Below are 21,991 nucleotides of genomic sequence, written 5' to 3'. Positions count from 1 at the left end.
CGCGTCCCTCGTTGTCCGTCGCGGCGCCGTCTAACCATGGGCCCCGCAGGCCGACAAACGGAAAAGCGCGCGTCGGGCTCAAAACCCGACGCTTGTGATCACAGCCATTTCGGGCGTGATCGCAGCTTAATTGAGCATGACCGCATAGAGCGCCGAATCACCCTGCACGAGGCTTTCGAAGAACCTCAGGTTGCGTCCATCGGCAAGGCGGCCCGCCTTGAGGTAGGGGACGAAGGTCGCGCCCTGGATCATGCTGGCGACGTCGAGCTCGGGCGGGTTCTCGAGGAGCGCGTTCAGGTCGAGGCCCGCGCCGGGGCCCACGCGCCAGAAGGGGATCAGGAGTTCGCCCTTCAGCACCGCCTCGGCGTCGGACAGAACCGCGAGCCAGCGCGCGCCGGTGTCGGGCGGGAAGGGGAGGCCGGTCGCCGACTGCTGGCGCTTGTTCGGGATCCACTCGCGGTCGTTGTCGGCCTCGCGCGGGACGAGGCTCCAGAAGCGGCGGTTGTCCTGCACCACGGCGAGGAGGTGGTCGCGCGCCGCACGGGTGCGGGCGGGGTCGGGCTGGCCCTCGACGGCCATGACGAACATGGCGACGAGGTCGGCGGTCTCGGCCATGTCGTCGCCGAAGAGGAAGTCGTAGGCGGGCGGGGGCAGGCCGAGGGCCTCGAAGGAGGCGCGGGCCTCCGTCACGCGGGCGATGGCGTCCGAGACATCCACGGCGAGGATGCCGTCGCTAATCGCGGACAGCAGGTGCGCATAGGCCGAGAGCCAGGCGGCATCGGCGGTGTCGAAGCGGATCGTGGTGGAGGGGATCTCCAGGCCGCCGAAGCCGCCGGCGAGGGTCCAGGCGGCGATCTCCATGACGCCTTCGCCGGGGGCGCGGGTGCCGTTGCCGTCGATGTCGAACCAGAGGTCGGCGGTGTCGATCTCGACGGCGACCTCGTCGGTGTCCTGGATGGTGGAGAGCGCCTCGATGGCGCCGGCCATGTCGGATTCCACGCCCCGGAAGAGGTCGTCGATCATGCCGGGCTGGAAGGGCGTGGGGGAAGGGTTCTCGCCGATGGGGAGCCGGAGGAGGGGGACGCCGGAGGCGACGGCCATGCCCTCGGAGAGGCCGACATCGTAGCGGAGCTGGAGGGCGCGCTCGATGCCGGCGAGGAAGCGGACGCCGCCCAGGGCGAAGCGGTCGGAGGGGCTGGGGGAGGGGAGCGCCGCGAGCTCGGCCTCGGTGGCGCGGAGGCCCTGCGTGGCGATCCGGTCGGAGTAGGTCGTGTCGGCGGCGGCGGAGTGGGCGGCGAGGGCGAGGAGGGCGGCGGCGAGGAGGCGCATGAAAAAGGCTCCGGGGGTGGGTGCCCCGGAGCCTAATGCGTCAGGGCTCGCCGGCCCTAGTGGGGAAAACCTCGCCTCAGGCGGCGAGGCTCTGGTCGATGCCCTTGCAGGCCGCGACGAGGCCCTTCACCGCGTCCACCGACTTCTGGAACATCGCGGATTCGCCCTCGTCCATGGCGATCTCGATGACCTTCTCGATGCCCCCGGCGCCGATCACGGTGGGCACGCCCACATACATCCCGTCGAGGCCGTAGGCGCCGGAGACGTGCGCGGCGCAGGGCAGGACGCGCTTCTGGTCCTTGAGATAGGCCTCGGCCATCTCGATCGCGGACTGGGCGGGGGCGTAGAAGGCGGAGCCGGTCTTGAGGAGGCCCACGATTTCGGCGCCGCCGTCGCGGGTGCGCTGGACGATGCCGTCGAGCTTCTCCTGCGTGGTCCAGCCCATCTTGACGAGGTCGGGGAGCGGGATGCCCGCGACGGTCGAGTAGCGGACGAGCGGGACCATGGTGTCGCCGTGGCCGCCCAGCACGAAGGCGGTCACGTCCTTCGTGGAGACGCCGAACTCCTGGGACAGGAAGTGGCGGAAGCGGGCGGAGTCGAGCACGCCCGCCATGCCGCAGACCATGTGAGAGGGAAGCCCCGAGAACTGCTGGAGCGCCCAGACCATGGCATCGAGCGGGTTGGTGATGCAGATGACGAAGGCGTTCGGGGCGTGGGCCTTGATGCCCTCACCCACGGACTTCATCACCTTGAGGTTGATGCCGAGGAGGTCGTCGCGGCTCATCCCCGGCTTGCGGGGGACGCCGGCGGTGACGATGCAGACGTCGGCGCCCGCGATCTCCTCGTAGGAGTTGGCGCCCTTGAGGCTTGCGTCGAAGCGGGCGGAGGGGCCGCTTTGGGCGATGTCGAGCGCCTTGCCCTGGGGCGTGCCCTCGGCGATGTCGAAGAGGATGACGTCGCCCAGCTCCTTGAGCGCGACGAGGTGCGCGAGGGTGCCGCCGATCTGTCCGGCACCGATGAGGGCGATCTTGGGTCTGGCCATGGCGGGGTGTTCCTTCGCGCGGATGGGTCGCGCGAGGGACTAGCCCCCGGCCGATGGCCGCGCAAGGGCGCGAACCCGTCGGATTCGCGTGATTGCGCTAAAGGTCGGGGGTCAGAGGTCGAACTGGGGCTCGCCGTCGGGCGAGGGCTCGGCGCCCGAGACGCTGAGGTCCACGACGAGCCGGTCCCCGCCGTCGGCGGCGCGCAGGAGGTGGACGCGCTCCATCCCGAGCCGCACCTCCTGGGCGCCGTAGCCCCAGAGGCCGCCGACCTCGACCACGAGGCCCTGCGGGCGCCCGTCGGGGCCGGTGACGACCCGGGCGACGCGGCCCATGTCCTCCACGGCGAAGTCCTCGGCGCGGACCGGCTCGCCCCAGCGGGGGATCGGGTCCTCGGTGGCGTAAAGGTGCTGGCCGACGAGGGCGGCCGGTCCTTCGGCCTTGTGCGGGGCGGCGCCCCGGTCCATGCTGCCCGCGACCGATGCGACCGCGAGGCCAAGCGCCGTCGCGGCAAGGATGGGAAGGTCCATCTGCTAAACCCCTGCTTCGGGCGGCCCGCATGCCGCCTCGCTTGGCCCCGGTCGTGGCTGCCAGGGCTTTTCACAGGGGCAACACGCTCGTGCGCGGCTCGGTTCCGATCCGCTTGTCAACCCCTTGCGGCGTGTCCGGCCGGCAACAGGCGCTGGGAGACTCAGGCGCCCTCGTCCAGCACGGGGAGGGGGTCCCGCACCATCTCGAAGGCGTGGCCCGAGGCGATCATGCAGGTGGGCCCGCCGGGCTGGGTGACGGTCAGCGTCCAGGTGCCGGTCTCGGCGGAGGCGAAGAGCTCCACCATCGAATCCGCCGCGTCGAGGGCGATGGACTGGCGGCTCTCGCCCCAGTTCTCGGCCAGCATCCGCTGCATGGCCTCGTGGTCGGTGCATTGGACGCTCTGGGCCTGGGCCATCCCGGCCGAGAGCAGAAGGGCGGTCGCCGCGAGTCGAATCGTCGTCGTCATGGCCGAAGCCTCCTGGGGCCGTTCCGCGCGGGAACGGGCGATGGGGTGCGTCGCGTGAAGGAGCGCCGCGGCCCGGCAGGAATGTCTTGACGCGGCGTGCGCTGCTGATCCGGCAACGCGGCTCGGGGCGAATCAGTTGCATGGGCCCCGGGCCTGGGCGAGGGTGCCGGCGAAGCGGGCAAGGGGGCGTGGGCATGGTTTGGCTGATCCTGGGGGTCCTGCTCTGGAGCGGGACGCATCTGTGGAAGCGCCTTGCCCCGGAGTCGCGCGCGCGGGCGGGGAACGGCGGGCGCGGGATCGTGGCGCTGGGCTCGCTCCTCGGGGTCGTGCTCATGGTCATCGGCTACCGGAGCTGGACCAGCGATGCCGTGTGGTGGGGCCGGACGCCGGCCACGACGGGGATCAACAACCTGCTGATGCTGGTGGCCTTCTACCTCGCGGCCTCCTCCGGCATGAAGACGCGGGCCATGCGGGCGCTGCGGCATCCCCTGCTGATCGGCGTGATGGTCTGGGCCGTCGCGCACCTCCTCGTGAACGGGGACCTGCCCTCCTTCGTGCTGTTCGGCGGGCTGCTGGTCTGGGCGATTCTGGAGGTCGTGCTCATCAACCGGGCGGAGCCGCTCTGGGTCAGGCCCGCGCCCGCGCCGCTGGGCAAGGAGATCGGGGCGGCCGTGGGGGCGGTGGTGGTCCTCCTCGTGGTGGGCTACATCCACGGCCTCGTCGGACCCTGGCCGTTCGGAGGCTGACCTTGCTGCTCTACCGCTTCCTGTCGGAGGACGACACCTCCGCCTTCTGCCACAAGGTCTCGGAGGCCCTTTCGAAGGGCTGGAGCCTGCACGGCGACCCGACCTACGCCTTCGACGCGGCGCGCGGCGTGATGCGCTGCGGGCAGGCGGTGACCAAGGAGGTCGAAGGGACCTATTCGCCGGACCTGAAGCTCGGCCAGCAGTAGGGCGTTGCGGGGCGGCCCGGCGGGGCTATCGTCCCCCTGAGCGATCGGGGGGAGGGGCGCGATGCCGGAGGACAGGGACGCGGGCGCCGGGCCGGTGGTCCGGACCCGCTCGGGCCCGGTGCGCGGACGCGCGGGCGAAGGCGTCGAGGCGTTCCTGGGGCTTCCCTACGCCGCGCCCCCGGTGGGGAAGCTCCGCTGGAGGCCCCCGCAGCGGGTGAAGTCCTGGCGGGGCGTTCGGGACGCGACCGCCTTCGGCGCGCGGGCGGCGGCGGCCGAGAGCTCGAACGGGCCCCGGTCGGAGGCGGAGGACTGCCTGTTCCTCAACGTCTGGCGGCCGGAGGGAGCCGAGGACGGCGCGAAGCTCCCGGTCTACGTCTTCATCCACGGCGGCGGGCTGATGAACGGCAGCTCCGACCAGTGCGACATGACCCAGTTCGTGGCCCGGACGGGCGTCGTGGGGGTGAGCCTCAACTACCGGCTGGGCGTGCTCGGGTTCCTCGCGCATCCGGCCCTGACGGCGGAGTCGGGGGAGTCGGGCAACTGGGGGCTCATGGACCAGCAGGCGGCGCTGCGCTGGGTGCGGGACAACATAGGCGCCTTCGGGGGCGATCCGAAGCGGGTCACCGTCGGCGGCGAGTCGGCGGGCGGCTGGTCGGTCTGCGCGCATCTGGTGGCGCCGGGGTCGGAGGGGCTCTTCTCCGGGGCCATGGTGCAGAGCGGGTCGGCGGCGAGCCTGCCCTTGCAGGACGCGGAGGCGCTGGGGCTCGGGATCGCCGAGGCGCTGGGCTGCGCGGGGCCGGACGCGCTGGCGCGGCTGCGGGCGCTGCCGGTGGCTCGGCTCATCGACCTTCCCTATCCGGGCGAGGTGCCGCATCCGGTGCATTTCACGCCCTTCCTGCCCTCACCCATACAGGAGGCGATCCGGGCCGGGGCCTTCCAACGGGTGCCCGTGGTGATCGGCGCGACCCGGGACGAGGGGCGGACCTTCATGAACGAGAGCGCCGGCTGGACCGAGGCCGAGTATGCGGCTTGGGTGCGGGATTGGTTCGGGGGCAAGGCCGAGCGGGTGCTGGCGGAGTATTCCTGGCCCGCGGACGGGGGCGAATTCACGGGGGCGTATCTCGCGGGCGAGGTGGTGACCGACTCCGGGGCGTTCGACGGGATCGGCGGCTGCGGCAACCTCCGCCTCACGCGCGAGATGGCGCAGCACACGCAGGTCTGGGCCTACGAGTTCGCGCACCGGACGGGGCCGGGGCTGACGCCGGAGCCCATGGGCTTCGAATGGGGCGCGGGGCACGCGGCGGAGCTCGCCTACCTGTTCCCGAGCTTCGACAACGGGACGCCCATCGCGCCCCGGTTCGGCGAGGCCGAGCGGCGGCTGTCGCGCGAGATGACGGCGCGCTGGGGGGCCTTCGTGGCGAGGGGGGCGCCCGAGGCGGAGGGGCTGGCGGCGTGGCCTGCGTTCAACGAGGGCGGGCAGGTGCTGTCGCTGCGGGGCAAGGGGTCGATGCTGGTGCCGGAGGCGGAGATCGCGCGGCAGCATCGGTGGGCGTTCTGGGAGGGGCTCGGGGCGGCGTAGGGCGGGGTTCACCCCGCCATACATGAGCGGGCGGGCCGGTTGCCGAGGTCGCCTGGCGGGGTGAACCCCGCCCTACGAGGACGATGGGCCGGACGTCACTCTTCCGCTGCCAACTCCAGCGCCGCCGGGGGCGCCTTCAGGTCCTCCGTCGTCAACGGCCGCGTCGGCCGCGCGAGGCGGTTCGCCACCACCCACCGCAACTCCTGCGCGGCGCGGGTGATTGCCACATACGCCAGGCGCTTCCAGAGGGGCTGGCCGGCCTCGACGCGGCCCATCCGGGCGGCGACGAAGATGTCGGGGGCGAAGACCTGCACCACGTCCCACTGGCTGCCTTGCGCCTTGTGGATCGTCACCGCCGCGCCGTGGAGGAAGGTCGCGCCCATCTGCGCGGCGTAGGGGATGAAGGGCTCCTCCTCGCCCTCCTTCTCGATCTTGACGATGGAGGCGGCCGAGACCTGCGGCTCCTCGGCGCCGATGACGTGGAGGCGGGAGAAGCCGGGGCGCTTGCCGGGGCCGAGGTAGATCACCTGCGCGCCCTTGATGAGGCCCCGCGCCTCGAGGTCGAGGCGCTTCTTGCGGTGCTTGAGGGGGAGCTCGATCCCGTCGCAGATCAGCGGCTCGCCGGGAAGGAGCTCCGTCTCGGGCGCCTGGTGCGCGGCGCGGAAGGCGTGGATGAGCTTGATCCGCGTGACGTTGCGCCAGACGAGGACCGGCGAGCGGGCCATGAGGTCGCTGTCCACGCGGCCCGTCACGGTGACGCGCGGGTCGCGGCGGGCGGCCTCCTGCACCATGTCCTCGAAGGCGTCGAACTCTAGCGCCGGGTCGGCGAGGGCATGGGCGAGGTCGAGGATGGGGGAGTCGGCCTCCTGCCGGTGGACGCGGGTGAGGGACTTCACGCGGTCGCGGGGCAGCTTCTCGAAGACCATGCCGCCGCCGTTGCCCTGCACGGGCGGAAGCTGCGCCGGGTCGCCGAAGAGGACGAGGGTCGGGAAGATCTCCTTGAGGTCCTCGAACTGGCGGTCGTCCAGCATCGAGGATTCGTCGATGAAGCCGATGTCCAGCGGCTCCTCGCGCCGCTTCCAGCCGGTGATGAAGTCGGACCCGCGCAGGCCCGCCGCCGCCAGCGAGGCCGGGACCGAGCCGTGGAGGTCGTAGGCCGCCTTGGCGCGGTCGAGCTGGTCGTCGGTCAGCCGCCCGGGCCTGGGCCGCTCGCCCTGGCCGGCGAGCCACTCGGCGACCTTCTCGAACTCCGGGTCGTAGACGGGGGTGTAGAGGATGCGGTGGATCGTCGTCGCGGGCACGCCCTTGGCGCGGAGCACGGCGGCGGCCTTGTTCGTGGGGGCGAGGATGGCGAGGGTGCGCCTCTCCCGCTTGCGACGTCCCTCCCAGTCGGGGGAAACGACGTCGACCCCGGCCTCGCGCAGCCCCTTGGTGAGGGCGGCCAGCAGCATGGACTTGCCCGACCCCGCCTTGCCGGTGACGGCGAGGACCGAGGGGGCGCGGTCCGGGTTCGCCGGGGCAAGGTGCCCGTCCTCGAGCCCGATGCCCGCCTGGGCAAGGAGGGTGGCCACGGCCGCCCACGCGTCGGACTGGTCGGGCGAGAGGGCGGGCAGGGACACCATGCGGGCGGGTGTAGCCGGGCCGGGCGCGGGCGGCTAGCCCCGCAGCGCCTGGAAGCCCGCCGAGGCGCCCCAGCCGGCGGCGATGGCGAGCGCGAGCGCCAGCAGGCCGTAGAGGAAGGGTTCCTCATGGGCCAGCGCGTTGAGCCAGCGCTCGATGCCGGCCTTGCGGACGTAGATCGTGGTCTCGAACATGTCGATGACCTCGCCGTCGCGCGTCAGGAAGATGCGCGTGGGATAGTCGCCCTCGACGAGGTTGGCGGGAAGGCCGATCTGGGTGCGGAAGAGCGTCTGCTCGTCGAACTCCACGGCGCCTTCGAGGATGCGGTACTGGCCCTCCCCCTCGCGGATGCGGAGGAGGGCGTCGAGGAAGTCCTCTCGGTTGCCGACGTCGTTGCCGATGGCCCGGATCGCGCGGGGGATGGTGATGGAATGGCGCAGGTCCTCGGTCGAGCTGAGCACCTTGTCGAGGGGGCCGGTGGTGGCGACCGCATAGAACGAGGGCGCCGCGTCCACCTGCACGGCAGCGCTGTTGACCCAGATGCCGAAGCGGCGCTGCGCCTCGCGCACCGTGAGGGGCTGGAGCGGACCCGAGACGGCGATGACGACGCCGAGCGGGGCGGCGCCGGCGGGCGCGGGCGTGTCGCGCTTGACGGCGCCGAAGATCAGGATGTCCGAGCCGGTGAAGGTCGCGGTGATGGCGACCTGGTCCGAGGAGAGGCCGAGCACGATCTCCTCGGCCCGGGCCTGGGCCGTCCAGAGGAGGAGCGCGAGGAGGGCGAGCAGCGCCCTCATTCGGCGGCCTCGATCGAGAAGAGGTCGTCGGGCCGCAGGAAGAGGCCGAGCGCGATCTGCCCGCAGACCGCGAGGACGAGGAGCGCGAGGAGTAGCCTAAGGTGCTCGGGCTTCAGCCGCGTGCCGATCTGGGCGCCCACCTGCGCGCCGATGACGCCGCCGAGGATGAGCAGGAGCGCGAGGACCACGTCCACGGTCTGGTTGGTGGTGGCGTGGAGCAGCGTCGTGAAGGCGGTCAGGAAGATGATCTGGAAGGTCGAGGTGCCGACCACGACCTTGGTGGGCATCCCCAGCAGGTAGATCATCGCCGGGATCAGGATGAAGCCGCCGCCCACGCCCATGATGGCCGACAGGAGGCCCACGAGGAGGCCCACGAGGATCGGCGGGATGACCGAGATGTAGAGGCCCGAGACGCGGAAGCGGGTCTTGAAGGGGAGCGCGTGGACCCAGTTGTGCCGCCGCCGCTTGGGCGCGACCCCCGTGCGGGCGCGGTAGAGCGCGCGCAGGCTCTCGGCCAGCATCATGCCGCCCACGGTGCCGAGGAAGGCCACGTAGCAGAGCTTCACCAGCAGGTCGACCTGGCCCAAGGCCTTGAGGACGTTGAAGGCCATGACCCCCAGCGCGGAGCCCAGGAGGCCGCCGATCAGGAGGACCGACCCCATCCACATGTCCACCGTGCGGCGGCGCAGGTGCGCCAGCAGCGCCGAGAAGGACGAGGCGACGATCTGGTTCGCGGAGGTCGCCACCGCCACGGCGGGCGGGATGCCCACGAGGAAGAGGAGCGGCGTGATGAGGAAGCCCCCGCCCACGCCGAACATGCCGGACAAGAGCCCACGACGCCCCCCGAGACCGAGGAGCAGGAAGGCGTTGACCGAGACCTCGGCGATGGGGAGGTAGAGCTGCATGGGCGGCGTCCCGACGGTGCCCCTAGATGAACAGCGAGCCGCCCCGTTTTCCAATGACAGGGCGGCGAGCGGGCCGCAAAAACCGACACCGATTCATTTGGGGCACAGGCGAGGTGCGCCTCAGGGCAGCTCGAGCAGGAAGCGGCGGAGGACCTTCTCGAGCTTGGCGGCGCCCAGGAGGGCCATGGCCTTGGTGTGCTCGTGGCTGATCGCTTCCGAGGACAGGCCCGCCGCCATGTTGGTGACGGCGGAGATTGCGGCGACGCGGAGCCCGAGGAAGCGGGCGAGGATCACCTCGGGCACCGTGGACATCCCCACGGCGTCGGCGCCCAGCGTGCGGATGGCGCGGATCTCGGCCGGGGTCTCGAAGGAGGGGCCGGAGTACCAGGCGTAGACGCCCTCGTGCAGGTCCACCTTCTCGACATGGGCGGCGGCGCGCAGGAGGGCCCGGAGGCCGGGGTCGTGGGCCTCGGTCATGGGGACGAAGCGGGCGTCGGTGGGCTCGCCGATCAGGGGGTTGAGGCCGGAGAAGTTGATGTGGTCGTTGAGCAGCATGACCGAGCCGGTCGGCATGTCGGGGCGGAGCGAGCCGGCCGCGTTGGTCAGCACCACGGACTCGGCGCCGAGGTGCTTCAGCACCTCCAGCGGCACGCGCATCGCGGCGGGGTCGCCGGCTTCGTAGTAATGCGCCCGGCCGCCGAAGACCGCGACGCGGATGCCCTCCAGCCGCCCGACCACGAGGTTCGGGTCGTGGCCCGAGACGCCCGCCTGGGGGAAGCCGTCGAGGTCGGAATAGGGGATCGCGGTGCCCTCGACCTGCCCCGCGATGTGGCCGAGGCCGGAGCCGAGGATCAGGCCGAGCCGCACGGGCTCGTGCCCCGCGCGGTCCTTGACGATGGCGGCGAGGGCTTCAGCGTTCCTTGACATAGGGCTCCCCGCCCGCGCGCGGCGGGATCGCGCGGCCGACGAAGCCCGCGAGGATGATGACGGTCAGGATGTAGGGCATCGCGCTGAGCAGCGCCGAGGGGACGCGCAGGTCGAAGAGCCGGACGAAGATGTCGGGCCGGGTCTCGAGCGCCTGGAAGAAGCCGAAGAGCATGCAGGCGCCCAGCGCCGGCCAGGGGCGCCACTTGGCGAAGATCAGCGCCGCGAGCGCGATGTAGCCCCGCCCCGCCGTCATGTCGCGGATGAAGCCCGCCGCGGGCTCGGCGGTGGAGAGCTGGGCCCCGGCGATGGCGCAGAGCACCCCGGCGATCGCGACGGCCGAGTAGCGCAGGCGCCTCACCGAGATGCCGGCGGTGTCCACGGCGGCCGGGTTCTCGCCCACCGCGCGCAGGCGCAGGCCGAACCTCGTGCGGTAGAGCACCCACCAGGACAGCGGCACCGCCAGGAGCGCGATGTAGGTCAGGATCGAGTGGCCCGAGAGGACGTCCGAGTAGAAGCGCGTGAGCAGCGGCAGCTCGCGCTGCTCGCGGATGGTCATCTCGGAGAGCCGGATGGCTCCGGGCAGGACCACCTCGCCGAACCGCCCCCCGTCCCCGAGCTGGGGCGTGCGCCCGCCCTCTCCGAACCAGCTCTGGGAGACGACCACGGTGAGGCCCGAGGCCAGGAAGTTGATCGCCACGCCCGAGATGAGCTGGTTGCCCCGGAAGGTGATCGAGGCCGCGCCGTGGATCGCCGACAGGAGCAGCGACCCCGCGATCCCCGCGAGGAGGCCCAGCCAGACCGAGCCCGTGACGTAGGCGAAGCCCGCCGCGAGGAAGGCCGAGACCAGCATCTTCCCCTCGAGCCCGATGTCGAAGATGCCGGCGCGTTCCGAGAAGAGGCCGGCGAGGCAGGCGAGGAGCAGGGGCGTCGCCGTGCGGATCGTGGAATCGAGGAGCAGGAGAACGGTGTTCCAGTCCATGGGCCTACTCCGCGGTCGTGGGGGTGGAGGGGGGCGCGGCGCGGTCGGGCGCGCGCTCGGCCGTGGGGCCGGCGAGCGGCGCGACGGGCGTGCCCCGCGCGCGGCGGTTGGCGAAGAGCCTCTCGACCGGCATCCGCACCATGTTGTCGAGGGCGCCCGTGAACATGATGACGAGGGCCTGGATCACCACCACCATCTCGCGCGGGATGCTGGTGGAGAGCGAGAGCTCCGCCCCGCCCTGGTAGAGGAAGCCGAAGAGGACGGCGGCCAGGAAGACGCCGAGCGGGTGGCTCCGGCCCATCAGGGCCACGGCGATGCCGATGAAGCCCGCCCCCTCCACGGCGTTGAGGATGAGCCGCTCGGCCTCGCCCAGGGTGTTGTTGATGGCCATGAGGCCCGCGAGCGCCCCGGAGAGCAGCATCGTCACGACGATGATCTTGGTGGAGCCGATCCCGGCGTAGCGCGCGGCCCCCTCGGAGAAGCCGAAGGCGCGGATCTCGTAGCCGAGGCGCGTCTTCCAGATCAGCATCCAGACCAGGACGCAGGCGAGGACCGCCACGAAGAAGGTGACGTTGGCCGGGGTGCCCCGGAACAGGATCGTCTCCCCATGGGAGAAGAGGTCCCGGAAGGAGGGGATGTGCGTGCCCTCGGGAAAGGGGGCGGTCGCCGTCTCCATGGTGCCCGAGGGCTTCATGGGGCCGGTCAGAAGGTAGGTGAGCAGCGCATAGGCGATGTAGTTGAACATGATCGTCGTAATGACGATGTGGCTGCCCCGCTTGGCCTGGAGATAGGCCGGGATCGCCGCCCAGGCCGCCCCGAAGGCCGCCGAGGCCACGATGGCCGCGAGGAGCGCCAGCGTCCAGTGCGGCCAGGGGAGGTAGAGGGCGATGAGGGCCACGCCCAGGCCGCCGACCGTCGCCTGCCCGTCGCCGCCGATGTTGAAGAGCCGCGCATGGTTGGCGAGGGCGACCGCGAGGCCCGTGAAGATGAAGTTCGTCGCGTAGTAGAGCGTGTAGCCCCAGGCATAGGACGAGCCGAGGGCGCCCGTGACCATGATCTTGAGGGCGTTCCACGGGTTCTCGCCGATGGCGAGGATGACGATGGCCGAGATCGCGGCGGCGAGGATGAGGGAGATCAGCGGGACGAGGAGGACGTCGGCCCAGCGCGGCATCCGTTCCATCACGCGGCCTCCCCGGTGACGCCGGCCATCAGGAGGCCGAGCTCGCCCGCGTTGGTCTCGCTGGCGATGCGCTCGCCCATGATGCGGCCGTCGAACATGACGGCGATGCGGTCCGAGAGCGACAGGATCTCGTCGAGCTCCACGCTGACGAGGAGGATCGCCTTGCCCTGGTCGCGCAGCGCCACGATCTGCTTGTGGATGAACTCGATGGCGCCGATGTCCACGCCGCGCGTGGGCTGGCCCACGAGGAGGAGGTCGGGGCCCGACTCGATCTCGCGCGCGACGACGATCTTCTGCTGGTTGCCGCCCGAGAAGCTTTTCGCGAGCAGCATCGGGTCCGGCGGGCGCACGTCGAAGCGCTGCATCTTGTCGATGGTGTTCTTCATGATCGCGGGCCGGTCGATGAAGGGGCCGTTCGCGAAGGCGTCGCGGTGGTGGTAGCCCAGCGCCATGTTCTCCCAGGCGGTGTAGTCGAGGACGAGGCCCTCGCTCTGGCGGTCCTCGGGGACGTGGCCGATGCCCACCTCGCGCCGGTCGCGCGCGTCCTCGCGGCCCGACAGGTCCAGCGGCCGGCCCTTGAGGCGCACGCTGCCGGTGGCCCTCATCATGCCGCCCAGCACCTCGAGGAGCTCGCTCTGCCCGTTGCCGGCGACCCCGGCGATGCCCAGGATCTCGCCCGCGCGGACGGTGAAGGAGACGCCCTTGAGCCGCTCCACCTTCTTGGCGTCCACGACGCGGAGGTTCTCGACCTCCAGCACCGGCGCGCCGGGGGTGGCGGGCGCCTTGTCCACGCGCAGCAGCACCTTCCGGCCCACCATCAGCTCGGCGAGCTGCTGGGGGTTGGTGTCGGCGGTCCGCACGGTCGCCACCATCTCGCCCCGCCGCATCACCGAGACGTTGTCGGTGATCGCCATGATCTCGCGCAGCTTGTGGGTGATGAGGACGATGGTCTTCCCCTGCGCCTTGAGGTTGCCCAGGATGCGGAACAGGTGGTCGGCCTCGGCCGGGGTCAGCACGCCCGTGGGCTCGTCGAGGATGAGGATGTCGGCCTTGCGGTAGAGGGCCTTCAGGATCTCCACCCGCTGCTGCATCCCCACGCCGATCTCCTCGATGGTGGCGTCGGGGTCCACGTCGAGCTCGTATTCCTTGGCCAGTTGCCGCAGCTCGCGCCGCGCGCGGGCGAGGGAGGGGCGCAGCAGGCCCGAATCCTCGGCCCCCAGCACGATGTTCTCCAGCACCGTGAAGTTCTCCACGAGCTTGAAGTGCTGGAACACCATGCCGATCCCGGCGCGGATGGCGGCCTGGGAGTCGGGGATGCGCGTCGGGCGGCCGTCGATGAGGATCTCGCCCGAATCCGCGTGGTAGAAGCCGTAGAGGATCGACATCAGCGTCGACTTGCCGGCGCCGTTCTCGCCGATGATGCCGTGGATCGTGCCGGGCATCACGCGGATCGAGATGTTCCTGTTGGCCTGGACCGGGCCGAAGGCCTTGGAGATGCCACGAAGCTCGATGGCAGGGGGCGCGGCGGAGGGCGAGGCGGCGTCGAGGGCCATGGGCAGGGGTCCCGGCTGTCGTTGCACAGGGGGCCGCGCGGTCCTTGCCGCGCGGCCCCCGAGGTCTCAGGCGCTGGCCCGGATCAGAACTGGATCGCGGGGCAGCTCTCGTCGGCGCTGTAGTCGTGGACCTCGATCTCGCCCGAGGCGATCTTGGCCGCGGCCTCGTCCACGGCGGCCTTCATCTCGGGGGTGATGAGCGACGCGTTGTTGTCGTCCAGCGCGTAGCCCACGCCCTCGTTGGCGACGCCCATGACCTGCGTGCCGGTCTCGACGGCCTCGCCCGCCTTCATGGCCTCGTAGACGGCGTTGTCCACATGCTTGACCATCGAGGTCAGCACCTGGCCCGGATGCAGGTAGTTCTGGTTGGAGTCCACGCCGATCGACAGGATGTTCTCGTCGGCGGCGGTCTGGAGCACGCCCACGCCGGTCCCGCCGGCGGCGGCATAGACCACGTCGGCGCCCTGGCCGATCTGCGCCAGCGTCAGCTCCGAGCCCTTGGCCGGGTCGTTCCAGGCGGCGGGGGTGGTGCCGGTGAAGTTGGCGATCACGGTGGCGTCGGGGTTCGCCGCCATCACGCCCTGGGCGTAGCCGCAGCCGAACTTGCGGATGAGCGGGATGTCCATGCCGCCCACGAAGCCCACGGTCCCGGTCTGCGAGGCCATGGCGGCGAGCATCCCCACGAGGTAGGAGCCCTCATGCTCGTTGAAGACGACCGAGCGGACGTTGGGCTGGTCCACCACGGCGTCCACGATCACGAACTTGGTGTCGGGGTAGTCGGGGGCGATCTCGTTCAGAGGCGTGGCGGACATGAAGCCCACCATGATGATCGGGCTCTTGCCCTGCTCGGCGAAGCGGCGGATGGCCTGCTCGCGCTGGGCCTCGGCGGTCAGCTCGAACTCGGCGAAGGTCTCTCCGGTCTCCTCGGCCCAGCGGGTGGCGCCGGCGTTGGCGCTCTCGTTGAACGACTTGTCGAACTTGCCGCCGAGGTCGAAGATGATCGCGGGCTCGGCCAGCGCGGCCCCGGCCACGAGCGCGAGGGCGGCCGACGCGCCGAGAAGGGTCGTGAACTTCGTCATGTCTCTCCCAGTCCTTTGATGTTGGGGGCCTTGGGGTCCCGTATCATGGCGCCAAATAAGCTACCGGCGCGCTGGAAGGGTCAACTGCTATTTCCGTGCGTCCCGCGCGACGGAGCGTCAGAGCGGGCGGGCGAGGACCAGAGCCGCGACGGGCGCGGCACCCTCGCGCGCGTAGTAGGCGCGGCGGCGGCCGACCTCGGCGTAGCCATGGCCTTCGTAGAGCGCGCGGGCGGGGAGGTTGTCCTCGGCGACCTCCAGGAAGGCGCGAGCGGCGCCCCGGGCGCGGGCCTCCGCCTCGAAGCCCGCGAGGAGGGCCGCCGCGAGGCCCCGGCGGCGGTGGCCGGGGTGGGTGGCCAGCGTCAGGACCTCGGCTTCGTCCAGCGTGACGCGCCCGAGGAGGACCGCGCGGTGGTCGCCGAGCAGAAGGCTCCCCGGCAGGGACAGGAGCGAGGCGAACTCCCGGGTCGTCCAGGGGCGGTCCTGCGCGAAGGCGGCCGCGTGGAGATCGGCCAGGGCTTCGGGGCTCATCCGGGGAGGATGACGGGCGCCGGGTCGCGCGGCGGTGCGGCATCCGGCGCGCGGAGGTAGAGCGGAGCGGGACGGGGGTTGTCCCGCCCGAGCCGCGACCGGGCGATCCGCGCGACGGCCTCGGCCAGCGGGGCCTTCGCGGCGGCCGGCGTGCCGCCGAAGCGCGCGGCCAACTCCTCCGCGACGTCGCCGACGACCGGGGTGCCGGGCGGGAGCGGCGGGAGAGCGGCGTCGAGCCCCTGCGTCACCGGCCCGAAGGCGGCGGGGCCGAAGGCCTGGAGGTGGACCTGCCCGAGCCGGGCGTCCCGCGCGGTCAGCACCGCGTCGAAGCCCCAGGCCAGCGCCTCGAAGGCGGTGACGCCGATCGCGGGAACCTTCAGGCCCAGCGCGAGGCCGCGCGCCGCCGCGACGCTGATGCGGACGCCGGTGAAGTTGCCAGGGCCGGTGCCGACGCCCAGGGCGGACAGGTCGCGCCAGGTGGCGCCGCCGTCGCGCAGGACCTCCTCCAGCATCGGCATGAGCCGCTCGGCCTGGCCGGTGCCCATGTCCTCCCCGCGCGAGGCGAGGACCCGGTCCCCCGAAAGCAAGGCGGCCGCGCAATGCGCGGCCGACGTGTCGAAGGCGAGGAGGAGGGGCTCAGGCCGCAACCGGCCGGACCTCGGTCACCTCGGGGATGTAGTGCCGGAGCAGGTTCTCGATGCCCATCTTGAGCGTCAGGGTCGAGGAGGGGCAGCCCGCGCAGGCGCCCTGCATGTGGAGGTAGACCACCCCCCGGTCGAAGCCGTGGAAGGTGATGTCGCCGCCGTCCTGCGCCACCGCCGGGCGGACGCGCGTGTCGAGGAGCTCCTTGATCTGCTCGACGATGGCCGCGTCCTCGCCGTCATGGGCGGCGTGGGCCGAAGGGGCGGCGCCCGCGTCCAGCATCACCGGGTCGCCCGACTGGAAGTGGTCCATCACCGCGCCGAGGATGGCGGGCTTGATGTGGTCCCACTCCACGTCGGCGCCCTTGGTCACGGTCACGAAGTCCGAGCCCAGGAACACGCCCGTCACGCCCGGCACCGCGAAGATGCGGCGGCCCAGCGGCGACTTCTGCGCGGACTCCGCGTCCGGGAGGTCGGCGGTGCCGCGGCCCAGCACCGTCTCGCCGGGCAGGAACTTGAGCGTGGCCGGGTTGGGCGTCGATTCGGTCTGGATGAACATGGGGGCCTCTCGCGTGAGGCCACCGATATGCGCCCTCGGGGCGTCGTCGTCAAGGATTTGGAATGATTCTAAGTCAGAAGCAGACGATCAGCACCACGGCCTCCTGGATCGCGTCAGGGATGCCCTGCGAGAGGTCGGTCTCCGGGGTGTCCCCGGCGGCGGGAAAAAGGACATGGGCCGACTCGAGGAAAGGGACGAGCTGCTGGACCGAGGTCGCCCTGTTCATGTTCTGGGGCAGGGTGCCTGTGTTCTCCAGCACAACGAGATCGTCCAATCGCTCCACAACCACGCCCAGCACGGCGCCACGGTTGCTCAGGAGAGGGCCGCCGCTGTTGCCGGGCTGAACTGGAGCGGAGATCATGATCCGCGAGGTCGGGTCGGCGACGCGGGGTAGGGCGCTGATGTTGCCTCCCGTCACCGAAAGGCCCTGGTTCGCCATGATCTCCAGGCTGGTGAAGGGGTAGCCCAGGGCGAGGACCGGCTGGCCGAGCCTGGGACCCGTCTCCGAACTGATCGGAAGCCACTGCGCAGATCTGTGCTCGGCTGTCAGGACCGCCACATCCAGGGTCCGGTCGGCTGACAGGACCCGCAGCGCGGAGCCGTCCTCGAGCCGCAGGTCGCGGCAGCCCTCGACCACATGGGCGGCGGTCACCACGTCGGTGTTGTTGACGTAGAAGCCTGTCCCGGTGCCGATGGGCCCCGAGGACGACACGGGTTGCGGCGCCTTGGGCGGGAGGGTCGGCCTCGGCGCCGAGGCCACCCGGGGCGGCTCGCCGGGGCCGAGGAGGATCGCCTCCAGCGCGCCTCCGGGGGTGGGCACTAGGTCCGGAGCCGAGCCCCATTGCATCGAGGAGGCGATCAGGTCGGCGCGCGGCCTCTGCCAGGGCTCGCTCACCACCTGCATGGACACGGCGACGCCATCGACCATGGCCGAGCGCAGATAGACCCGCTTGCCATTCGCGAGCGTGACGGCCGAGACGAGGCGGTCGCCGCGCTCGCTGCGGTAGGGGGCCTCGGGGCCGGCATGGGCGCCCGTCATCCAGTCGTGCATGTCCCGCGCCTCGGCCGGCGTGCCGAAGAGGATGCGGAACACGAGGTCGTCCGCGGGGCTGCGGAACTCCATGACGCCGGGCTTGTCGGGTGCGGGGACAAGCAGCGTGGAGGGCAGGGCCACGGTCAGCGTGCCGTCGAGGTTGAAGGTCGCCCAGCCGTTCGCGGCCCCTTCCTCCACGAAGTCGGCCAGGAGAGGGAGGAGCGCCGATCCGGTGGCTGTTCCGGCCCCGGAGCCGGCCCGGCCGAGCCAGGCCTCCAGCGCGCCCTGGCTCCTCTCGCCCCAGTCGCCGTCGGTCAGCCCGACGTAGTCGCCGGACCAGACCAGCGCCGCCTGGAGGAAGCGGGCGTCCTGCGGGTCGAGGTCCCGGGGATCGAGGGGCGGCCCCTCCTGCGCCAGGACCGCGAGCGGCCAGAGCAGGAACGCCACGACGAACCACAGGTCACGCATCACGCCACCTCCCGGTCGAAGGAGGATGGTAGATGCCCCGCGCCCCGCAGCAATGGGCCGAGCCCCGAAACGGAACGAGGCGCCGGGTCTCCCCGACACCTCGAAGGTTTGATCGCCGAACGGCGTCAGCCGTTGCTGTCGGAGCCGGCCTCGCCTTCGCTGTCGCCGTCTTCCTCACCGCCGCTGCTGGAGTCGCCGCCGGGCGCGGAGAGCCGGATTTCCTGCGAGGCCACGTCGGCGCCGTCGATCACGAGCACGGCCAGGACCGTTTCGGCGTTCGGGGCCTGGAGGAGCGTGACGCGGACGTTCTCGTTGGCGCCTGCGGTCACGGGCTGGGAGCCGAAGACCTGACCTTCCTGATCGCCGGCGATGCCGCGGATCTCGACCGTGCCGTCCGCCGTCGCGGTGACGAGCGGCAGCTCGACGAGCATGTTGTCTTCCTGCACCTGCGCCAGGCCGAACGCGTCTTCGGTCGCCGTGGTCTCCTGTGCGGCGACCAGACCCGCGGTGCCGAGCAGCGCCGCAGTGGTCAGCATAAGAATCGTCTTCATCCTGTGTTCCTTTCCAGGCCTTCAGAAATAATCGGCGCGCGCCCAAGGGGGCCCGGCCGGGACCCGACAAGAGATGGGTGGTGATGTGATACAAGGCAAGGCGCTGGACAGCAATGATTTTTGACCCGAGGAGGGGAACCCGCCCGTCCTGGACGGCGTTCGGGTCCTCTAGGCGGCGCCCCAGTTGCGGGCGGCCACGCCGGCGAAGGCGAAGAGGTTGACGGCCGCGTGGCCCAGGATGCCCGCGCCGACCGTTCCGGTGACGAGCCGCGCGGCGGTCCAGACCCCGCCCAGGGCCAGGGCCGCCAGCACCGGGGCCAGCGGGCCCGCCCCGGTCTCGAGCCCCAGCGCGCCGAGCCAGGCCAGGTGGAACAGCGTGAAGAGCCCCAGCGCCCCCGCCGCCGCGCGGGGCGTGGCCCGGGGCAGCAGGGCGCCGCGCCAGAAGAGCTCCTCGAGCGTGGCGTTGACGATGGCCCCCAGCCCGGCGGCAAGGAGCACATGGAGCGGCAGGGGCTCCCGCCCCAGGAGCCGCAGCGTCGCGGCGCCGAGCAGGATCGGGGGCAGCGCCAGGAACAGCGTGACGAGCCACCCCGGGGAGCGCGCGACCGCGAGCTCGGCCAGGGTGTCGCCGTCGGAGAAGGCCCGAAGCGCCGCCCCGAGGCCCGCCCAGTAGGCGAGGAGGCCCAGAGCCCAGGCGCCGAGCGGCGGCAGGATCGTCCCCAGCCCGAGCAGCAGCGCGGCGAGGACGGGGGTGGCGAGGAGGGCGCCCAGCGCGAGGCGGCGGTCCATCTCAGGGGCCGGGGCTCACGTGATGGCCTCCAGCCGCTCCTTGGAGAGGTCGCCCGGCACGATGGTGATGGGCACGGAAAGCGTCCCCGACTGCTTGGTCAGCGCGGTCACGAGGGGGCCCGGCCCCTTGTTGTCGGTCCCCGCGCCCAGGACGAGGACGCCGATCTCGGGGTCGTCGCGGATCAGCGCGATGATCTCGGGGACGGCCTCGCCCTCGCGGATGACGAGCTCGGGGCTCACGCCCTGGCGGTCGCGCATCCACTTGGCGAAGACCTCGTAGTGGACCTCGATCCGCTCGCGCGCCTCCTCGCGCATGATGTCGCCGACGCCGACCCAGGCGCCGAAGTCGGCGGGCGAGATGATGGAAAGGACCACCACGCCGCCGCCGGTCTTGGACGCGCGCATGGCGGCGAAGCGCATCGCGTTCAGGCATTCGCGCGTGTCGTCGAGCACGACGAGGAATTTCCGCACGCCCTGTCCCCCCTGGCTGCGCAGCTCGAATGTGACGGAAGGCCGGCAGGGTTGCAACGGCCCGGCCGATTTCGGAGGCCGAGCCTTGAGGCGGCCCTGCACACTTCCCAGCTTGGCCGGACGAGCAGAACCAATGGAGACCTCGAATGCCCCTGACCCGTCGCAGCCTCCTCGGCGCGAGCCTCTGCGCGCTCGCCGCCCCCGCCCTGGTGTCGCGCGCCTGGGCGGAGACGCCGCCGCGCAACATCTCGGCCCTGCGGCAGATGGACTGGCGCGACCACTTCGAGACCCTGGGCGTGGGCGCCATCGTCGCGGACACCGGAAGCCGGGCGCTGCACTACTGGTCGGCGGACGGCGCCACCTACCGCCTGTTCCCGACCTCCGTCCCCGCGACCGAGGAGCTGACGCGGCGCGGCTACACGCAGGTCGTGGAGAAGAAGGTGGCGCCGACCTGGACGCCCACGCCGTCGATGCGCGAGCGCTTCCCCGACTGGCCCGCCGTGATGCCGGGCGGCGACCCCCGCAACCCGCTCGGGCCCTACGCGCTCTACCTGTCGTGGCAGTACTACCGCATCCACGGCACCCACGACACGCGCAAGATCGGGCGGCCCTCGTCGGACGGCTGCATCGGGCTCTTCAACGAGCACATCACCGAGCTCTTCGGGCATGTCCAGGTCGGCACGCAGGTGCGGCTGATCTGACGGGGGCCCTGAGGCGGCGCCTGGCCTTGTCCGGGCGCCGGGCCGCGCGGTAGTCTCTGGCCCATGTCGCGCGACCCCGCCTCCATGACCGGCCTCTGGCACGGGCTCTACAGCTATCCCGAGCGTCTACGGCCCGTCTTCTTCGTGGCCACGCTGATCTCGCACGGGTCGGGCTTCAGCGGCCGCACGCAGGAGGCCGCCGCGGGCGCCGAGGGGACGCCCCTCGCGCTCGGCGCCGCCGTGGCGGGGCGCGAGGGCGGCGGCACGGTGGAGTTCACCAAGACCTACGAGGGGGCCTGGCAGCATACGGTGCTCTACGCCGGGCGCCTCTCGGCCGACCGGACGGAGATCGAGGGCGCCTGGACGATCCCCGGCATCTGGAGCGGCCGCTTCCTGATGCGACGCGGCGAGATGGCCGAGGAGGCGGAGCTGCGCCGCGCCTGGGAGGAGGCCTGAGGCTCAGGCCTCGGCCAGCAGCGCGTGGAGGTCGAGCGGGGCGTTCGACATGGCGGGCCCGCCGTCCGGGGTGCGCGGCCATTCGGATTCGGGGCGGTCGCGGTAGATCTCGATCCCGTTGCCGTCCGGGTCGCGGAAATAGACCGCCTCGCTCACCCCGTGATCGGCATGGCCGTCGAGCTTCACCCCGGCCCTGAGCGCCCGGGCGAGCGCCTGCGCCAAGGCGCGGCGGTCGGGATAGAGCAGGGCCGTGTGGTAGAGCCCCGTGTGCCCGGGCGGGGGAGCGGTGCCGCCCGCGCTCTCCCAGGTGTTGAGGCCGATGTGGTGGTGATAGCCCCCCGCCGATAGGAACGCGGCCTGGTTCCCGTAGCGCGCCTGCAGCTCCAGCCCGAGGACGTCCCGGTAGAAGGCGATGGCGCGCTCGAGGTCCGAGACCTTGAGGTGGACGTGCCCGATGCGCGTCCCCGGCGGCGCGGTTTCCGGCAGCGGCGCGTCGGGCGCGCGGAGGTCGGCGGGGATGGGGTTGGCCATGGGAACCTCCCTGTTCTGCCGGGAGGGTAGCACGGTTCGGCCCAGCTCCGTAGGGCGGGCTTCAGCCCGCCATGCCACTCGCCAGCCGGAGCGCCGATGGCGGGCTGAAGCCCGCCCTACGGGACCTGCACGGTTCCCACGATCCCGAGTCTCGCCTGGAAGCGTTCACCGGCCGCCCGTGGCGCGATCCGCCCGCCGTCAACAGTTTGCTAACGGTTCGCTGCTAAGTGGTTCATCCGGCAAGTCAGGCTGCTTTTGGCGGCAGAGCGATCCCGGGCTGGCGTCGTGGCTGGTGCCGGCGCCGCCGGCCCCAGACGAACGGATGCCGG

The 21,991-nt window shown here is 71.7% G+C and carries 25 protein-coding genes; 5 read left to right on the top strand and 20 right to left on the bottom strand.

Features of this window, described 5'->3' with window-relative positions:
* Positions 1–126: 126 nt before the first annotated feature.
* The 4 genes from RUMESO_RS04990 to RUMESO_RS04975 all read right to left on the bottom strand — a co-directional run bounded on the left by RUMESO_RS04990 (position 127) and on the right by RUMESO_RS04975 (position 3,366).
* Positions 127–1,329: a hypothetical protein gene (locus RUMESO_RS04990; RefSeq protein ID WP_051521039.1), complete on the bottom strand. Its 1,203-nt coding sequence runs from the start codon at positions 1,327–1,329 to the stop codon at positions 127–129.
* A gap of 76 nt (positions 1,330–1,405) precedes the next feature.
* Entirely contained in the window at positions 1,406–2,371 is a 966-nt protein-coding gene (gene mdh, locus RUMESO_RS04985) for a malate dehydrogenase (protein WP_037278568.1), read from the bottom strand.
* Between the two features lie 111 nt (positions 2,372–2,482).
* A complete protein-coding gene (locus RUMESO_RS04980; RefSeq protein ID WP_037278566.1) occupies positions 2,483–2,899 on the bottom strand; it encodes a hypothetical protein in 417 nt (138 codons plus the stop codon).
* Positions 2,900–3,060: 161 nt separating this feature from the next.
* Positions 3,061–3,366, bottom strand: a complete 306-nt coding sequence (locus tag RUMESO_RS04975; RefSeq protein WP_037278563.1) for a hypothetical protein — start codon at positions 3,364–3,366, stop codon at positions 3,061–3,063.
* A gap of 194 nt (positions 3,367–3,560) precedes the next feature.
* Here RUMESO_RS04975 and RUMESO_RS04970 point away from each other — a divergent pair, with 194 nt between their 5' ends.
* From RUMESO_RS04970 to RUMESO_RS04960, 3 genes are all read left to right on the top strand, one after another.
* Positions 3,561–4,112, top strand: coding sequence for an NnrU family protein (locus tag RUMESO_RS04970; protein ID WP_037278561.1), 552 nt, complete (start codon positions 3,561–3,563; stop codon positions 4,110–4,112).
* A 2-nt stretch (positions 4,113–4,114) separates the two neighbouring features.
* Entirely contained in the window at positions 4,115–4,318 is a 204-nt protein-coding gene (locus RUMESO_RS04965) for a DUF1737 domain-containing protein (RefSeq protein ID WP_037278559.1), read from the top strand.
* A gap of 61 nt (positions 4,319–4,379) precedes the next feature.
* Positions 4,380–5,897: a carboxylesterase/lipase family protein gene (locus tag RUMESO_RS04960; protein ID WP_037278557.1), complete on the top strand. Its 1,518-nt coding sequence runs from the start codon at positions 4,380–4,382 to the stop codon at positions 5,895–5,897.
* A gap of 95 nt (positions 5,898–5,992) precedes the next feature.
* On the opposite strand, the gene RUMESO_RS04955 is transcribed toward RUMESO_RS04960, so the two are convergent.
* The 15 genes from RUMESO_RS04955 to RUMESO_RS04885 form a co-directional block, all read right to left on the bottom strand.
* On the bottom strand, positions 5,993–7,519 hold the full coding sequence (locus tag RUMESO_RS04955; protein WP_425414869.1) for an ATP-dependent DNA helicase: 1,527 nt from the start codon (positions 7,517–7,519) through the stop codon (positions 5,993–5,995).
* A 33-nt stretch (positions 7,520–7,552) separates the two neighbouring features.
* Positions 7,553–8,311: a TIGR02186 family protein gene (locus RUMESO_RS04950; RefSeq protein ID WP_037278554.1), complete on the bottom strand. Its 759-nt coding sequence runs from the start codon at positions 8,309–8,311 to the stop codon at positions 7,553–7,555.
* Entirely contained in the window at positions 8,308–9,216 is a 909-nt protein-coding gene (locus RUMESO_RS04945) for a sulfite exporter TauE/SafE family protein (protein ID WP_037278552.1), read from the bottom strand. The genes RUMESO_RS04950 and RUMESO_RS04945 overlap by 4 nt, the downstream gene beginning before the upstream one ends.
* 120 nt (positions 9,217–9,336) lie before the next feature.
* Positions 9,337–10,143 carry a purine-nucleoside phosphorylase gene (locus tag RUMESO_RS04940; RefSeq protein WP_037278550.1) on the bottom strand — a complete coding sequence of 269 codons (807 nt, stop codon included), beginning with the start codon at positions 10,141–10,143 and terminating at the stop codon, positions 9,337–9,339.
* Positions 10,127–11,122: an ABC transporter permease gene (locus tag RUMESO_RS04935; protein ID WP_037278548.1), complete on the bottom strand. Its 996-nt coding sequence runs from the start codon at positions 11,120–11,122 to the stop codon at positions 10,127–10,129. The genes RUMESO_RS04940 and RUMESO_RS04935 overlap by 17 nt, the downstream gene beginning before the upstream one ends.
* A 4-nt stretch (positions 11,123–11,126) precedes the next feature.
* Entirely contained in the window at positions 11,127–12,302 is a 1,176-nt protein-coding gene (locus RUMESO_RS04930; RefSeq protein ID WP_082483365.1) for an ABC transporter permease, read from the bottom strand.
* Positions 12,302–13,855: an ABC transporter ATP-binding protein gene (locus tag RUMESO_RS04925; RefSeq protein WP_051521038.1), complete on the bottom strand. Its 1,554-nt coding sequence runs from the start codon at positions 13,853–13,855 to the stop codon at positions 12,302–12,304. The genes RUMESO_RS04930 and RUMESO_RS04925 overlap by 1 nt, the downstream gene beginning before the upstream one ends.
* A gap of 83 nt (positions 13,856–13,938) precedes the next feature.
* On the bottom strand, positions 13,939–14,934 hold the full coding sequence (locus tag RUMESO_RS04920; RefSeq protein WP_037278547.1) for a BMP family lipoprotein: 996 nt from the start codon (positions 14,932–14,934) through the stop codon (positions 13,939–13,941).
* A 117-nt stretch (positions 14,935–15,051) separates the two neighbouring features.
* On the bottom strand, positions 15,052–15,462 hold the full coding sequence (locus RUMESO_RS04915) for a GNAT family N-acetyltransferase (protein ID WP_037278545.1): 411 nt from the start codon (positions 15,460–15,462) through the stop codon (positions 15,052–15,054).
* Positions 15,459–16,109: a tRNA (adenosine(37)-N6)-threonylcarbamoyltransferase complex dimerization subunit type 1 TsaB gene (gene tsaB / locus RUMESO_RS04910; RefSeq protein ID WP_037278542.1), complete on the bottom strand. Its 651-nt coding sequence runs from the start codon at positions 16,107–16,109 to the stop codon at positions 15,459–15,461. Before tsaB ends, RUMESO_RS04915 begins: the two co-directional genes overlap by 4 nt.
* Complete coding sequence (locus RUMESO_RS04905; protein WP_037278540.1) at positions 16,099–16,662, bottom strand: NifU family protein; 564 nt, start codon at positions 16,660–16,662, stop codon at positions 16,099–16,101. The genes tsaB and RUMESO_RS04905 overlap by 11 nt, the downstream gene beginning before the upstream one ends.
* Positions 16,663–16,735: 73 nt before the next feature.
* On the bottom strand, positions 16,736–18,163 hold the full coding sequence (locus RUMESO_RS04900; RefSeq protein WP_051521037.1) for a S1C family serine protease: 1,428 nt from the start codon (positions 18,161–18,163) through the stop codon (positions 16,736–16,738).
* A 125-nt stretch (positions 18,164–18,288) separates the two neighbouring features.
* The gene (locus RUMESO_RS04895) at positions 18,289–18,714 is read right to left on the bottom strand and encodes a hypothetical protein (protein WP_051521036.1); all 426 of its coding nucleotides are present in this window, start codon (positions 18,712–18,714) and stop codon (positions 18,289–18,291) included.
* 168 nt (positions 18,715–18,882) lie between these two features.
* Complete coding sequence (locus RUMESO_RS04890; RefSeq protein WP_037278538.1) at positions 18,883–19,503, bottom strand: CPBP family glutamic-type intramembrane protease; 621 nt, start codon at positions 19,501–19,503, stop codon at positions 18,883–18,885.
* Between the two features lie 15 nt (positions 19,504–19,518).
* Positions 19,519–19,974, bottom strand: a complete 456-nt coding sequence (locus RUMESO_RS04885) for a universal stress protein (RefSeq protein ID WP_037278536.1) — start codon at positions 19,972–19,974, stop codon at positions 19,519–19,521.
* 146 nt (positions 19,975–20,120) lie between these two features.
* On the opposite strand from RUMESO_RS04885, the gene RUMESO_RS04880 reads away from it, so the two are divergent.
* Together RUMESO_RS04880 and RUMESO_RS04875 are read left to right on the top strand one after the other, a co-directional pair.
* Positions 20,121–20,675 (top strand): L,D-transpeptidase, encoded by a 555-nt coding sequence (locus RUMESO_RS04880; RefSeq protein WP_037278535.1) that lies wholly within the window; start codon positions 20,121–20,123, stop codon positions 20,673–20,675.
* Positions 20,676–20,738: 63 nt separating this feature from the next.
* Positions 20,739–21,131, top strand: coding sequence for a hypothetical protein (locus RUMESO_RS04875; protein WP_037278533.1), 393 nt, complete (start codon positions 20,739–20,741; stop codon positions 21,129–21,131).
* Between the two features lie 3 nt (positions 21,132–21,134).
* Here the strand turns inward: RUMESO_RS04875 and RUMESO_RS04870 are convergent, their stop codons facing one another.
* The gene (locus RUMESO_RS04870) at positions 21,135–21,662 is read right to left on the bottom strand and encodes a VOC family protein (RefSeq protein ID WP_082483364.1); all 528 of its coding nucleotides are present in this window, start codon (positions 21,660–21,662) and stop codon (positions 21,135–21,137) included.
* Positions 21,663–21,991 lie beyond the last annotated feature (329 nt).

Origin of the sequence: Rubellimicrobium mesophilum DSM 19309, assembly GCF_000600335.2 — a bacterium.
GTDB classification, from domain to species: Bacteria; Pseudomonadota; Alphaproteobacteria; order Rhodobacterales; family Rhodobacteraceae; genus Rubellimicrobium; species Rubellimicrobium mesophilum.
Note: the sequence above shows the minus strand (reverse complement) of the source record. Positions and strands in the feature narration are given on the sequence as shown.